The 14,830-nt window shown below is 29.2% G+C and carries 15 protein-coding genes; 11 read left to right on the top strand and 4 right to left on the bottom strand.

All coding sequences use genetic code 11. From position 1 onward, the window contains the following. Positions 1-3: 3 nt before the first annotated feature. The 3 genes from ACKTTQ_RS00285 to porT are packed head-to-tail and all read left to right on the top strand — an operon-like array spanning position 4 to position 2,359. Positions 4-897 (top strand): NifU family protein, encoded by an 894-nt coding sequence (locus ACKTTQ_RS00285; RefSeq protein ID WP_113786960.1) that lies wholly within the window; start codon positions 4-6, stop codon positions 895-897. A gap of 27 nt (positions 898-924) precedes the next feature. After that, positions 925-1,653: a bifunctional demethylmenaquinone methyltransferase/2-methoxy-6-polyprenyl-1,4-benzoquinol methylase UbiE gene (gene ubiE, locus ACKTTQ_RS00280; protein ID WP_093868665.1), complete on the top strand. Its 729-nt coding sequence runs from the start codon at positions 925-927 to the stop codon at positions 1,651-1,653. Between the two features lies 1 nt (position 1,654). Continuing rightward, complete coding sequence (gene porT / locus ACKTTQ_RS00275; RefSeq protein WP_093868664.1) at positions 1,655-2,359, top strand: type IX secretion/gliding motility protein PorT/SprT; 705 nt, start codon at positions 1,655-1,657, stop codon at positions 2,357-2,359. A 307-nt stretch (positions 2,360-2,666) separates the two neighbouring features. Here porT and ACKTTQ_RS00270 read toward each other — a convergent pair whose 3' ends face one another. Genes ACKTTQ_RS00270 through ACKTTQ_RS00260 form a run of 3 tightly spaced genes read right to left on the bottom strand, consistent with a single transcriptional unit; the run spans position 2,667 to position 4,289 of the window. Then, positions 2,667-3,485 (bottom strand): mechanosensitive ion channel family protein, encoded by an 819-nt coding sequence (locus ACKTTQ_RS00270; RefSeq protein ID WP_093868663.1) that lies wholly within the window; start codon positions 3,483-3,485, stop codon positions 2,667-2,669. A gap of 25 nt (positions 3,486-3,510) precedes the next feature. Next, the gene (locus tag ACKTTQ_RS00265; protein ID WP_093868662.1) at positions 3,511-3,711 is read right to left on the bottom strand and encodes a hypothetical protein; all 201 of its coding nucleotides are present in this window, start codon (positions 3,709-3,711) and stop codon (positions 3,511-3,513) included. A 5-nt stretch (positions 3,712-3,716) separates the two neighbouring features. Further along, complete coding sequence (locus tag ACKTTQ_RS00260) at positions 3,717-4,289, bottom strand: RNA polymerase sigma factor (RefSeq protein ID WP_093868661.1); 573 nt, start codon at positions 4,287-4,289, stop codon at positions 3,717-3,719. Between the two features lie 222 nt (positions 4,290-4,511). On the opposite strand from ACKTTQ_RS00260, the gene ACKTTQ_RS00255 reads away from it, so the two are divergent. Then, positions 4,512-5,375 carry a sigma-70 family RNA polymerase sigma factor gene (locus ACKTTQ_RS00255; protein WP_093868660.1) on the top strand — a complete coding sequence of 288 codons (864 nt, stop codon included), beginning with the start codon at positions 4,512-4,514 and terminating at the stop codon, positions 5,373-5,375. 152 nt (positions 5,376-5,527) lie between these two features. After that, complete coding sequence (gene rpe, locus ACKTTQ_RS00250) at positions 5,528-6,184, top strand: ribulose-phosphate 3-epimerase (RefSeq protein WP_093868659.1); 657 nt, start codon at positions 5,528-5,530, stop codon at positions 6,182-6,184. Positions 6,185-6,240: 56 nt separating this feature from the next. Here rpe and ACKTTQ_RS00245 read toward each other — a convergent pair whose 3' ends face one another. Then, positions 6,241-6,663: a CBS domain-containing protein gene (locus ACKTTQ_RS00245; RefSeq protein ID WP_093868658.1), complete on the bottom strand. Its 423-nt coding sequence runs from the start codon at positions 6,661-6,663 to the stop codon at positions 6,241-6,243. Positions 6,664-6,823: 160 nt separating this feature from the next. Here ACKTTQ_RS00245 and ACKTTQ_RS00240 point away from each other — a divergent pair, with 160 nt between their 5' ends. The 6 genes from ACKTTQ_RS00240 to ACKTTQ_RS00215 all read left to right on the top strand — a co-directional run bounded on the left by ACKTTQ_RS00240 (position 6,824) and on the right by ACKTTQ_RS00215 (position 14,821). Next, positions 6,824-7,456: a Crp/Fnr family transcriptional regulator gene (locus tag ACKTTQ_RS00240; RefSeq protein WP_093868657.1), complete on the top strand. Its 633-nt coding sequence runs from the start codon at positions 6,824-6,826 to the stop codon at positions 7,454-7,456. A gap of 325 nt (positions 7,457-7,781) precedes the next feature. Beyond that, positions 7,782-8,717: an ImmA/IrrE family metallo-endopeptidase gene (locus tag ACKTTQ_RS00235; RefSeq protein ID WP_093868656.1), complete on the top strand. Its 936-nt coding sequence runs from the start codon at positions 7,782-7,784 to the stop codon at positions 8,715-8,717. A 272-nt stretch (positions 8,718-8,989) separates the two neighbouring features. After that, positions 8,990-10,303 carry a TolC family protein gene (locus ACKTTQ_RS00230; RefSeq protein WP_093868655.1) on the top strand — a complete coding sequence of 438 codons (1,314 nt, stop codon included), beginning with the start codon at positions 8,990-8,992 and terminating at the stop codon, positions 10,301-10,303. 8 nt (positions 10,304-10,311) lie between these two features. After that, positions 10,312-11,391, top strand: a complete 1,080-nt coding sequence (locus ACKTTQ_RS00225; RefSeq protein WP_408048119.1) for an efflux RND transporter periplasmic adaptor subunit — start codon at positions 10,312-10,314, stop codon at positions 11,389-11,391. Between the two features lie 17 nt (positions 11,392-11,408). Continuing rightward, positions 11,409-14,603 carry an efflux RND transporter permease subunit gene (locus tag ACKTTQ_RS00220; RefSeq protein WP_408048118.1) on the top strand — a complete coding sequence of 1,065 codons (3,195 nt, stop codon included), beginning with the start codon at positions 11,409-11,411 and terminating at the stop codon, positions 14,601-14,603. Positions 14,604-14,632: 29 nt separating this feature from the next. Further along, a complete protein-coding gene (locus ACKTTQ_RS00215; RefSeq protein ID WP_408048117.1) occupies positions 14,633-14,821 on the top strand; it encodes a YgaP family membrane protein in 189 nt (62 codons plus the stop codon). Positions 14,822-14,830 lie beyond the last annotated feature (9 nt).

The following is a 14,830-nucleotide window of genomic DNA, read 5'->3' as shown; positions in this document are numbered from 1 at the left end:
GACATGGATTCAATAAAAATTAACATACAAGAAACTAATAATGAAACTATTATTAAATTTGTGAGTAACACAATTTTAATTAATGGTGGAAGTTATGAATTTAACAATATAGACGAGGCTAAAAACTCACCGCTAGCTCAACAACTTTTTTACCTTCCTTTCGTAAAAAAAGTTTTTATTACTGCTAATTTTATCGCAGTTCAAAAATTTGATATTGTTCAATGGAGTGATGTTGAAGAAGAAGTTAAAGAACAGATTCAAAACTATATTCAACAAGGAAACCCTATAGTTAAAGAAGAAACAACTAAAAAAGACGCTACTGAAGTTTATGCTGAAGTAACTCCAAATCCAGCAGTAATGAAATTTGGAACTAATAAAGCGTTAACACAAACTGATGTTGAGTTTAAAAACATTGATGAAGCTAGTAAATCTTCTCCTTTAGCACAAGCCTTGTTTAATTTTCCTTTTGTGAATGAAGTATTTATTTCAGAAAACTATATTTCTATTACTAAATATGACATGGTAGAATGGAATGAGGTATATCAAGAAGTTCGTACTTTTATTCGTGGATATCTTCAAGAAGGTAAAAAAATAATTTCTGAACTTCCTAAACAACAAACTAAACAAAATGTTGAAGTTCCTAAAGAAAACTTATCCGACACTGAAGCAAAAATTGTTGATATATTAGACGAATATATAAAACCAGCAGTAGCTTCTGATGGAGGTAATATTGCCTTTCAATCGTATGACGAAAACTCAAAAAGAGTAAGTGTTATTTTACAAGGAGCATGTAGTGGTTGCCCATCATCTACCGTAACATTGAAAAATGGAATTGAAACCATGCTAAAAGAAATGTTACCTAATCAAATTAATGAAGTAATTGCTATTAACGGATAATTTTACACTTAAAATCATCAACTTTTTATGTCAGAACAAGTAAAACCATATAAAGATTCCGAATTAGGAAAAAAAGAGCAAGTAGCTCAAATGTTTGATAATATTTCTGAGGATTATGACGGTTTAAATCGTGTTATTTCCTTAGGTATTGATGTTAGTTGGAGAAAAAAAGTTGTTAAATTAATTGGAGAAAACAACCCTAAACAAATACTAGACATTGCTACTGGAACTGGTGACCTTGCTATAATGATGGCAAAATTAAATCCTGAAAGAATTGTTGGACTAGATATTTCTCAAGGAATGTTAAATGTAGGAAAACAAAAAATAGAGAAAGTTAGCTTATCTGATAAAATAAAAATGGTAGTTGGTGATAGTGAAAACATTCCATTTGATGATAATACTTTTGATGCTATAACAGTTTCTTTCGGTGTTCGTAACTTTGAAAACTTAGACAAAGGCTTAAAAGAAATACTTCGTGTTTTAAAACCAGGAGGAAAATTTGTTGTTTTAGAAACTTCAAATCCAACTAAATTCCCGTTTAAACAAGGTTATAAGTTTTACACTAACTTTATATTACCAGTAATTGGTAAACTTTTCTCTAAAGACAAAGTTGCTTACTCTTATTTATCTGAAAGTGCAAATTCTTTTCCTTTTGGAGAAGCTTTCAACAATATTTTACAAAAAAATGGGTTTAAGAATGCAAAGAATTTACCTGTAACTTTTGGGGTTGCATCAATTTATACAGCTTTAAAATAATATGTTTAAAAATATTTTATTATTCGTTTTACTATTAACAACATCATTAACAGCTTTTAGTCAGGCAGAAAAAATACTAAACCTCCCTAGTTTTGACAAACCATTATTTCATTATGGTTTTTATTTAGGTCTAAACAACAACAGTTATAAGGTTTCTTATAAGCCAAGCGCTATAAGTTCCCCAAACATAGAAGTTAGCTCATCTGTTGGTTTTAACGTTGGTTTAATAGCAGATTTAAGATTACATAATAATATCAATCTTCGTTTTGAACCAGGATTAATGTCAAATACAAAAACTTTAGTTTTTAATCACATTGGTGGCACAAACGAAAATATAAAAACAAGAGAAGTTGGAGCAACATTTCTTCATTTACCAGTAATTTTAAAGCTAAGCACAAATAGACTTAATAATATTAGACCATATGTACTAGGTGGTTTATCCTTTGATTATAACTTTTCAAGTAATGAAAGTAGTGATGATGATAATTTTGCAGGAAAGTTTAGAACTACTACAGGAAACTTCATGTATGAAATAGGAATAGGAGTTGACTTATATTTAAATTACTTTAAATTCTCTCCTTCTATACGTGGTGTATTTGCTATAAATAATGAAATTAAATACGACAATACATCTCCTAGTCAATGGACAGACCCAATTGACTTTCTTGGTACTAGAGGTATCTTTTTACATTTATCTTTCGAATAACTCGCATTACAATAAAAAACAAATGGCTTCCAAAACTGGAAGCCATTTTTTTTAAAAGAAAATTCTTCTCTTTTAACCTTATTAGATAGAAGTCCCCCGAAATCTATCAATTATATAATAAGACACCTTTATAATTAAAAAGGTCACATATTTTTTCAAAAAAAATAAAGACTATCAAATTTGATAGTCTTTATAGCGTAAAGTTTTTACTTTACTATTAGATAGAAGTCCCCCGAAATCTATCATTAATATTATCTATAACAATAGTTTATACTGTACAAATATATGGATATTTTTTAACATCTCATCACTTCACAAAAACTATTTTACTGTTAACCACATCTTTAATTGGTAATACAACATTACCATTTGAAGTATTAATAGTCATACAAATGTTATCAATTGCAGTAACTACTCCTTCTACATCACCAACAATTACTCTTTGACCAATACCTATATTTTTTCTAGAATAATAGCCAAACAACAATCTTGTTACCACATCCTTTGCTCCTAGTCCGAAAGCTATTGTAAACGCTAATAACACAGAACCAATAACCAATGTTAAATTACTTTTTATTACTGAAGTATCAACACCTGCCTGATCTAGAGCTGTTATAGACAAGAATACTACGATTAAATAAAAAGCAATGTTACCTACTAAATTACCTCCTGAAATTTCAAGCGATTTAAACATTGACTGAATGGCCTTTTTCACCATAGTTCCTAAATATGCTCCTGCTACAAAAATTCCAAGTGCTGTTAATAATTTTGGTAAGTAAGCAAAGAAACTTTTAATTCCTTCAGAAACTGCTACAATGCCAAAAATACTTGACCCTGCCATTACAAAAATTAAGATTAAAAACCATTTAAGTACTCCTAAAATTATTTTAGTTAAAACAATATTTATTGTAGAGTTTCCAAAAATTTCAGTTTTACTTAATTTTTTAGACCATTCATCTATTTTAGTTTTTGCTAAAGCTTTTCGTACGATATACAAAAACACTTTTATAAATAGCCAAGCTATTATTATAAAACTAATGAACCCTAAAACGGTAGGTATAGAATCATTTAGGTCATTCAATATTTTTTTAAAAGGATTGAGAATATTCATTTGTAAAAAAATCATAGTAGTATTAGTTTAATTATAACAGTTATTCAGTTTCTTTATTATCAGTTTTTTCTTGAGTTCCACCACCGTTTAATAAGTCAGCTACAACGTTAGGGTATTTTACCACAAATAAATCAGCTACATCTATAGAAAGCTTAATCATTGCCACATCATTAAGTACTTTTTCCTTAAGCACCTCTGGCAATTCTTCGTTATGTAATATTTTCTTAAATGGATTATCCATAATAATTACAACTCATTATACGTTTTTACGACTTTCTCTTTAGCTCGCTTCAAACGCATTTTAACAGCGCTTTCGCCTAATTCTAACACTCCTGATATTTCTTTAATACTCATATCATCTTGATATTTCATTAATAAAATCATTTTTTCAGAAGGTGGTATCATTTCGAGTACTTTAGCCAACTTTTCTGACTTTAACTCAAATAATGTGGTATCATCAATCTCATCAAACCCACTATCTTCCTCTTTAATTTGGTCAGTTACTACTGTAACTTTTTCTTTTTTCTTTGCGCTGTTCCTTTGAACATAATTCACGCAAAAATTATATGTAAATGAATATAACCAAGTAGAAAATTTAGATTTCCCTTTAAAAGTACGCAATTTTACAAATAAACGAATAAAAAGATCGTGCGTTAAATCCTGTGCTTCCTCTTTACTTTTAGAGAAACCATAGCATTTATTATACACAACGCCAGCATATCGGTCATATAAAATAGCGAATAAATGAGTATCATTTTTCTCTACTATTTTTTTAACCAGCTCTTCGTCACTTAATTTTGTAACATCAATACTTTTCAAAGGCTAAGTTTGATTATTGTTTGTTTAGACTTGTAGTAAAATAAGACACATTCTTTTTTAACAAGTCACTTTCTTATTTTTAACTCAATCAAAATTAACAATTCTTTAACGGTTATGGAATTAAATTTAAAAAAAATAATAACTTTTGTAACATTTTTTAATAATGCTACGTATAAGTATATGTAGAGTGATTGATAATTATAAAAAAATAGTTTTTTTTACATGAGACAACTTAAGATTACAAAGCAGGTTACCAATAGAGAAACTGCCTCATTAGATAAATATTTACAAGAAATAGGAAAAGTAGATTTAATTACTGCTGATGAAGAAGTAGAATTAGCTCAACGTATAAAAGCTGGAGATCAAAGAGCTTTAGAAAAGCTAACAAAAGCAAACTTACGTTTTGTGGTATCTGTAGCTAAACAATATCAAAATCAAGGTTTAACTCTTCCTGATTTAATTAATGAAGGGAATTTAGGTTTAATTAAAGCGGCAAAGCGTTTTGATGAGACTAGAGGATTTAAATTTATCTCATATGCAGTTTGGTGGATTCGTCAATCTATCTTACAAGCACTAGCTGAGCAATCTCGTATTGTTCGTTTACCTTTAAATAAAATTGGTTCCATTAACAAAATCAATAAAATGTATGCTTTCTTAGAGCAAGAAAATGAGCGCCCTCCAAGTGCTGAAGAAATTGCTAAGAAATTAGACATGACAGTTAATGACGTTAAAGAATCAATGAAAAATTCTGGTCGTCATGTATCAATGGATGCTCCTTTAATTGAAGGTGAAGATTCTAATTTATATGATGTATTAAATTCTGGTGAATCTCCTAACCCAGATAGAACATTATTACATGAATCATTACGTATTGAAATTAACCGTGCTTTAGAAACTTTAACTCCTCGTGAAGCTGATGTTGTTAAATTGTATTTCGGTTTAGGTGAACACCAACCAATGACATTAGAAGAAATTGGTGAAACTTTCGATTTAACTCGTGAGCGTGTTCGTCAAATTAAAGAAAAAGCAATTAGAAGATTAAAGCATACATCTCGTAGTAAAATCTTAATGACTTACTTAGGATAATAACACATACAATAGCAAATAGTTATTATAACTATTCGTTTTTGGATTAATAAAAAGAAAACTCTTGAATCATCAAGAGTTTTCTTTTTTAGTTATTGCCCTTATTAGTTTTAACTATATTTGCATCACAACACAACAAACAAATACATTTAATGGAAAAACTTATTGCTCCTTCAGTTTTAGCCGCTGACTTTGGAAATTTACAGCGTGATATAGAAATGGTTAACGATAGTAAAGCTGACTGGTTTCACATAGATATTATGGACGGAGTTTTCGTTCCGAATATTTCTTTTGGAATGCCTGTGCTAAAATCAATAGTACAACATGCTAAAAAAACAGTTGATGTACATTTAATGATTGTAGACCCTGATAGATATATTGAAACTTTTGCTGATTTAGGAGCAAATATACTAACAGTACATTATGAAGCGTGTACACATTTACACAGAACTATACAAGCAATAAAAGCTGCTGGTATGAAAGCTGGAGTTGCTTTAAACCCACACACGCCTATAGCAGTTTTAGAAGATATAATTCATGATTTAGATTTAGTTTGTATTATGAGTGTTAATCCTGGGTTTGGTGGGCAGTCATTTATTGAAAACACCTATAAAAAGGTACAGCAACTAAAAAACCTTATTGAATTTAACAACGCTTCAACTTTAATTGAAATTGATGGAGGGGTAACTGATCAAAATGCCAATAAATTAGTTGAAGTTGGTGCAGATGTTCTTGTTGCTGGTAGTTTTGTATTTAAAAGTGAAACTCCTATAGAAACTATTGAAAATTTAAAAACAATTGTTAATTAAATTTTTAATTGATATAAAAAAGGCGGTAAAAAATTAATTTTTTACCGCCTTTTTTATTAGTTATATTGTTCTAATAAATAGTAAATTAAATCTGTAGTAGTAACTATACCTTTTAATTCACCTTCTTCAATTACTGGTAATGCATGAAACTCTTTTTTAGATAAAATTTCTGCCACCTCCTTTATTGTATTTGAAGGACTCACTGTTACTAAATTCTTTGCCATAACCTGTTCTATTGTAAACATATTATATACTACAGTATCTACATCACTTTCATCTTCATCAATAGCATCAGCAAAGCTAATTCTCAATAAATCAGTATAACTTAACATCCCTACTATACTCTTACCACTTACAACAGGGATATGTCGTATATCATTTTCTTTAAATAGTTTTTCAGCCATCATTAAGTCATCTGATAAATTTAGTGTGATAACATTTTTAGTCATTATTGTTTGTACTGGTGTTCTTTTTTTCATCTTAAATATGGTTTTATTATTTCTATTTCTATATCAAATTTCAGAAAATATCTCGATAGAAAAACTGATTTTTATCAGTAAAACAATAATTATATATTCGTAACTTATTAAATGCTTTTTATTTTAAAAAGTAGTATTTTTACAAAAAAGCCAACAAGTTTTGATAGAAGAATTAAAAAACAATTACGGTTATTTATTTGAAGAAGCTTTATTAGAAGAAATAAATGATGTAGCCATTTTAAAGGAATTTAAAGCTGATGTTACCATTATTGAAACTGAAAGTTATATTGTTTCGATCCCTTTATTACTAAGTGGAGCTATTAAAATTTTAAGAGAAGATGAAAATGGCGATGAACTCGTTTTATATTATTTAGAAAGAGGAGACACTTGTGCAACTACATTATCATGTTGCATGGGGCAAACAAAAAGTAAAATAAGAGCTGTCTCTGAAACTGATGTTGCTTTATTAATGATTCCTAAGCAAAAAATGTCAGAATGGTTAAGTAAATATAAAAGTTGGCAAGAATATATTTTACAAAGTTACCATAATAGATTACAAGAATTTATAGAAGCAGTTGACACTATTGCTTTTTTAAACATGGATCAACGTTTACTGAAGTATTTACGAGACAAAGCCTTAGTAAATCATAACGATATAATAAGTGTAACTCATCAACAAATTGCTAATGATCTTCACACATCAAGAGTTGTTATATCAAGACTTTTAAAATCTTTAGAAAAACAATCAAAAATAGAACTACAGCGTAATCAAATAAAAGTTTTAGAACTTTAAACACTTGATTTATATATTATAAATCATTCTTTATTTAAATAACCCTTAGGCTCTAAACGACATACACCCCTGAATATCAATTTAAAACAAAATATTATTCAATAATATTTACAATCACTCCTGCAAAAAAGAATTTTTTTCATTTTTCTAATAAAAAAGAAACTTCATTAAATATTTATTTCTCTTTTTACATAGATTTACCATGTTATCAACCTTAATTTCAACCATTTGAAAAACACAAGATAACAGTTCGATTGATCAACGAAAAAACACAAATAAAATGAATTCTATTATTTGATAGTATTAACAATAAATATTAATCGTAATGAAAAAAAACGTAATTAAATCTTCAATTGCGTTTGCAACAATAATATTGGCAATTTATTCTTGTCAAGATTATGATAACGCAAACCCTTCTAATATTGAAAATCAAAATCTAATTTCAATAGAACACCTAAAAGATGAAAACCTATTAGGAACTGCTGCAGCTACTCCATTTAATACTGGGTATTATGGCGCATACAAAACATATAAAATGGCAAGTGGCCAAAGTTACATAGAATGGGCAGTACCAAATTTAAAATGGTTTTTTGGTGTGAACCCAACAGTATATAATTGGAGAGGAACAAATACTAATAATATGTTAGCTTACTCAAACCCAGATCGTGTTTTTATTGGAGAAACTTGGTGGAATAGCATGCTATTAAACTATGATGCTTATGCAGCAAAATCTATTATTGCTCACGAATTTGGTCATATCTTACAATATAACAATAATTGGTACTGGGCTTCAGGGAAAAATCAAGAAATAGGAGCAGATTTCTTTGCTGGTTACTGGTTAGCTAGTAATGTTGGTCAGAATATTTCTTGGCAAGAAGCCTCAAACTCTTTTAAAAACTTTGCAGCTATTGGTAACGGAGTTTCTCATGGTTCTTCTACCGAAAGGCAAGCAGCTGCTAAATTAGGGTATTACACGGGCTATTATGCTAATACTAAAGGTTTTTTAGGCTGGGATAAAGTATATAAACTACTTGTTCGTTTTTGGGGATACATAGGTCAAGGTACTTATTGGTACGATAGTACTGATTATTATAGAACTAGCAAAAAAGCTAAGAGTAAAAAAATGTATGAGGGGCTTTCAAATAAAGAAGCTGATTTTTTTGAATTTATGATGCTTAATTATAATGAAATCTTAGATATCAAAAAAGGAAACGTTTCAAAAGAAGAATTTAGTAAGTTTAAACTAAAAAAAACTAAATAGACTTAAAGCCATTTCTAATTAAATGGCTTTTTATATCCGTTATGTAACAAATGTTACATTAAAAACCAATAAAAAATACTAAATTTATAATATAATAATCGGAAAATCAGATATTTATAATTTAACCTCGGATTCTATTATTACGTTTAGTCCCTCCCCTGTAAAAGCATCTTTTTTTAATGAAAAAGATGCTTTTATATTAAAACTGTAACATTGGTTACTGATTACCTTTTTTTTCAGAAGTAAATTTGCCTGCAACAAAATGTGTAAATATGAAAATAAAGCTTTTCAACTTTTTAATAGTTAGTTTTTTTCTTTCCAATACTATTAGTGCTCAAAATAATGTACTTATCTCTAAAAAAGAAGTCCTTAATAAAGTTACAGAAAACAATTCTTCTCTTAAAATAAGTAAACAAAATTATTTGCAAGCTCAAGCAAACTATAAACAAACAAGTGCTATTTTTTTACCTAACATAACCGCTTCTCATACTGGTTTTATTACGACTAATCCTTTGATGGCATTCGGAAGCAAATTAAATCAAGGAATTTTAATTCAAGCAGATTTCAATCCTCTTTTGTTAAACAATCCTAAACGCACTCAAAATTTTGCTACAAAAATAGAAATTCAACAACCGATATTAAATATTGATGGACTTTATAAACGTAAAGCTGCAAAAACCAAAATGGTGGCAACTAGTTTACAAATTCAACGTACTAAAGATTTTTTATTGTTTGAAGCTGAAAAATTATACATGCAATTACAATTGTCATATAAAAATGTATATGTTTTAGAAAAATCATTAGAAGCGGCAAAAGCAAACTTACAAGTGGCTGAAAATAGTCTTGAGCAAGGTTATTTACAACGTGCAGATATTTTAGCTATAGAAGTACAAGTTACGGAGGTCAAAAATCAATTATATACTGCTAATAATACCATAGAGAACATTTCTAACCACTTATCCTTTTTAGTCAGTGAAACACAAAACAATATTTATCAACCTGCTGATAGCTTAGAAGTAAAACCTTTTAACACATTATCAAATAAAACGCTATCTGATAACCGCTCAGATTTAAAAGCAATGCAATTAACTTCAGAAACTTATAAAAAAATGCACACTGCAAATAAAATGAGTTTTCTACCTACATTAAACGCTTTTGGTAGTTATGAATTATATGACAATAAAATTTTTAGTGCTAATAGTAATGGCTATTTAATAGGTGCTCAATTAAGTTGGAATATTTTTAAAGGTGCTGAACGCTATGGAAAAATTCAAGGAAGTAAAGCTGCTTATGAAAAATCAAAACTTGAATACCATCAGTATAAAGCTAAAAGTGAATTAGAACTAAACAAAACTAAACGCATTCTAGCATATACTGAAAAACAATTAAATTTAACAAAACTAGCGTTAAAGCAATCTTCAGAAGCATTACGAATTCGAAAAAACCGTTTTAAAGAAGGGTTAGAAAAAACCTCAGATTTACTAATAGCAGAAACTCAGTATGCTCAAAAACAATTACTGTACTATCAAACAGTATATCAATATAACTATACCAAAGCATATTTAATTTTTTTAACAAAAGAATAATTACACAAATGAAAATCATTTATAAAATCACACTTATTTCGATATTCTTATTACTTTTTAGTTGTGGTAAAAAGGAGACAAAAACACACATAAATAACAATCCGAAAACTGCTGTAAAAGTAAGTAAAGTTATTACTAACAATAATAGTCTTTTTATAACAACAAGTGGTAAAATACAAGCAGTAAACAATGCTGATTTAAGCACACGCATAATGGGGTTTGTAAACAAAACTCATGTTAATATAGGTGACAAAGTAAAAAAGGGACAATTATTAATCTCAATAAACAATGCTGATTTACAAGCAAAAAATGCTCAAGTAAATGCAGGTATTACTGAAGCTAAGGTTGCTTTTAACAATGCTAAAAAAGACTATACTCGTTTCAAAAATTTACTCACTAAAAATAGTGCCTCACAAAAAGAAATGGATGATATGACAGCACGTTTTAAAATGGCTAAGGCTCGTTTAGAATCTGCTAATCAAATGAAAAATGAAGTGAGCTCTCAATTTAAATACACAAATTTAACAGCTCCCTTTAATGGTGTGATAACAGCAAAGAATATAAAGCCTGGAGATATGGCAACTCCAGGAAAACCTTTAATATCTATAGAAAATCACGATATATTTGAAGTTATAACAATGATTCCTGAAAATGAAATTTCAAAAATTCAAAAAAACATTGAGGTCAATGTTCTTATAAAGTCAATCAATAAAACTATTAAAGGAAAAGTAACAGAAATAAGTCATTCTGCAAAAAATACAGGAGGTCAATATATAGTCAAGATAAGACTAAATAAGACTAACACAAATGTTTTATCTGGAATGTACACAGCTGTTCAATTCCCTATAACTAAAAAAACAACAACGTCTGACATTATTTTAATCCCTAAAAAAGCAATTATCACTCGTGGTCAATTGTCGGGTATCTATACAGTAAGTCAAAGTAAAACAGCAATATTACGTTGGTTACGATTAGGAAGAACTTTTGGAGAAAACATTGAGGTATTATCAGGTTTATCAGCTAACGAGTCTTATATAATTTCTTCAGAAGGCAAATTATATAATGGCGTAAGTGTTTTAATTAAATAATTATAAAAATCGAAATTATGAAAGAAGGATTAGCAGGAAAAATAGCGAAAGTCTTTATAGATTCTAAGCTAACTGTACTTCTAATGATCGTGTTTATGGTTATTGGAGTTTACAGTTCTTTTTTAATTCCTCGTGAAGAAGAACCTCAAATAGATGTACCTATAGCAGATATTTTTGTTGGATACCCAGGAGCTAGCCCCAAAGAAATTGAATCAAGAGTAATAAAACCATTAGAAAAATTAATTTCAAATATTAAAGGAGTTGAGTACGTATACTCAACTTCAATGAAAGAACAAGGAATGGTTATTGTTCAATTTTATGTAGGTGAAGATATTGAACGTTCTTTTGTAAAACTCTATAACGAAATTAATAAGCACATGGATAAAATGCCTAAAGGTGTTACCATGCCCCTTGTTAAAACTAGAGCTATTGATGACGTACCCATGTTAGGGTTAACTTTATGGAGTGAAAATTATGATGACTACCAATTAAGTCAAATAGCTCAAGAATTAGATAGTGAAATTAAAAAAGTAAACGATGTTGCAATCACTCATAAAATTGGAGGAAGAGACAGGCAATTACGAGTAGTTTTAGACAAAGATAAACTTGCTTCTAGTGGACTAGATTTTTTAACTGTTTCTGAAATGATTAAAAAAAACAACTCTCAATTAAGTTCAGGAAGTTTCTCTAAAGGTGATACAGAATTCTTAGTAAATACAGGTAGGTTTTTAGAATCAGTATCAGATGTTGAAAATTTAGTCGTTGGAGTACAACAAAATCAACCTATTTATTTAAAACAAATTGCTACAATTATTGATGGTCCAGAAATACCTAAAAATTATGTTTCATTAGGTTTTGGACAAGCTAGTCCTAAAAAAAACAACTATAAATCTGAATACCCTGCGGTTACCATTTCAGTAGCAAAACGAAAAGGTGCTGATGCCATGAAAATTGCTGAAGTCATTATTGATAAAGTTTCTCATTTAAGAAAAACTCTTATCCCTGATGATGTGCATGTAGAAATTAGTAGAAATTATGGAGAAACAGCTTCACACAAAGTCTCTGAACTTCTACTCCATCTTATTGGTTCTATTATTGCTGTAACATTAGTAGTTATGCTTGCCATGGGATGGCGTGGTGGTTTGGTTGTTTTTTTATCTGTTCCTATTACGTTTGCCTTAACGTTGTTAAGTTACTACATGTTAGATTATACTTTAAATAGAATTACACTATTTGCATTAGTATTTGTAACTGGTATTGTAGTTGATGACTCTATTATTATAGCTGAAAACATGCACAGGCATTTTAAAATGAAACGCCTAGCTTTTAAAGAAGCTGCACTATATGCTATAAACGAGGTTGGTAACCCAACTATTTTGGCCACTTTTACAGTAATAGCATCAGTATTGCCAATGGCTTTTGTTTCTGGATTAATGGGGCCTTATATGGCACCAATGCCAATTGGAGCTTCAATAGCAATGATTTTATCACTCTTTGTTGCTTTAACAATTACACCATATTTAGGTTGTATTTTTTTAAGAGAAAAAGAAAATAAAGGAGTTAAATCAAAACCTGAAAAAACAGTAGAAGAAACATTTATTTATAAAATTTATGATAAACTTGAAAGACCTTTATTAGAAAATAAAGTAAAACGTTGGTTATTTTTAGGAGGTACTTTTTTAGTACTAATAGGCACTATGTTTTTATTTTTCACTAAATCTGTAGCTGTTAAAATGCTACCCTTTGATAATAAAAATGAGTTTCAAGTAATTATTGATATGCCTGAAGGTACAACTCTTGAAAGAACTGGAGTTGTAGCACAAGAAATTTCACAGTATTTATCTACCCGACCTGAAGTATTAAATTATCAAAATTATATTGGAACATCAGCTCCAATAACTTTTAATGGTTTAGTTCGTCATTATGATTTACGAGGTGGAAGCAATATGGCTGATATTCAAGTTAATCTAATTGACAAAGGTCAACGTAATATACAAAGTCATGGCATTGCAAAATCAATGCGTTCTGATATTCAAAAAATAGCTTCAAAATATAATGCTAATGTAAAACTGGTTGAAGTTCCACCAGGACCTCCTGTTTTATCAACAATTGTTGCTGAAGTTTATGGCCCAGACTACAAGGAGCAAATTAAAATTGCAAATAGCATTCAAAACATTTTAAAAAACACGGATGATGTTGTAGATATTGACTGGATGGTTGAAAGTGATCAAATAGAATATCAATTTAAAATCAATAAAGAAAAAGCGATGCTTTATGGTGTTACACCTCAACAGATAGCATATATAATGAACATGGCTTTGTCAAATCGTCCTATTACAAATTTATACGATGAAAATGCATCAAATCAAATTGGTATAATACTAGCTTTAGATGAAAGTGAAAAATCTACTATTAGTGATATCTCTCAACTTAAAGTTACATCTCAACAGGGAAATATGATTCCTATTGGTGATTTAGTAGATATCCAACAAACCACAAGTGAAAAAAGTATTTTCCGAAAAAATCAAAAACGTGTTGTTTATGTCATGGCTGACATGGCAGGAAAACTAGAAAGTCCTGCTTATGCAATTTTAGGTATGGAGGAAAAATTAAAACAAATAAAAATTCCTGAAGGTTATAAATTAAATGAAATGTATCTCGGGCAGCCAGATTATGAAGATGATTATACTGTAAAATGGGATGGTGAATGGCAAATTACATTAGAAGTTTTTAGAGATTTAGGAATTGCTTTCCTTGGAGCTATTCTATTAATTTACATTTTAATTGTTGGTTGGTTTCAAAACTTTAAAGCACCAATCGTTATGATGGTAGCAATACCTTTGTCTTTAATAGGAATTATTTTAGGCCATTGGATGATGGGAGCTTTTTTTACAGCTACTTCGTTTATAGGAATGATTGCTTTAGCTGGTATTATGGTTCGGAATTCTGTTTTACTGATTGACTTTATCAATTTAAGATTAGCAGATGGCATTCCTTTAAAACAAGCAGCTATTGAAGCAGGAGCCGTTCGTACAACTCCTATTTTATTAACAGCTGGAACCGTTGTAATTGGAGCTTTTGTAATTCTCTTTGATCCTATTTTTCAAGGATTAGCTATATCATTAATGGGAGGTACTATTGTTTCAACAGTACTTACTTTATTAGTTGTACCATTAGTATACTATATGATAGAGAAGAAAAATCATAAATAACAAATTCCGCAACCTTAAAAGTAATAACAATGTTAAATAAATATTTCAGAACAATAGTAGGCACATTTATTTTATTAAGTATTGTACTAACAGTATATATAAATCATAATTGGATTTGGTTTACAGTATTTATTGGTCTAAATCTAATTCAATCAGCATTTACTAAATGGTGCTTACTAGAAACAATTTTAATCAAAGTATTTAAATTAAAGAATTAACCCTTTATA

The organism is Tenacibaculum halocynthiae (genome assembly GCF_964512825.1).
In the GTDB taxonomy this organism is placed as follows: domain Bacteria; phylum Bacteroidota; class Bacteroidia; order Flavobacteriales; family Flavobacteriaceae; genus Polaribacter; species Polaribacter halocynthiae.
The sequence above is the reverse complement of the archived record's forward strand: the minus strand, read 5'-3'. Positions and strand labels throughout refer to the sequence as shown.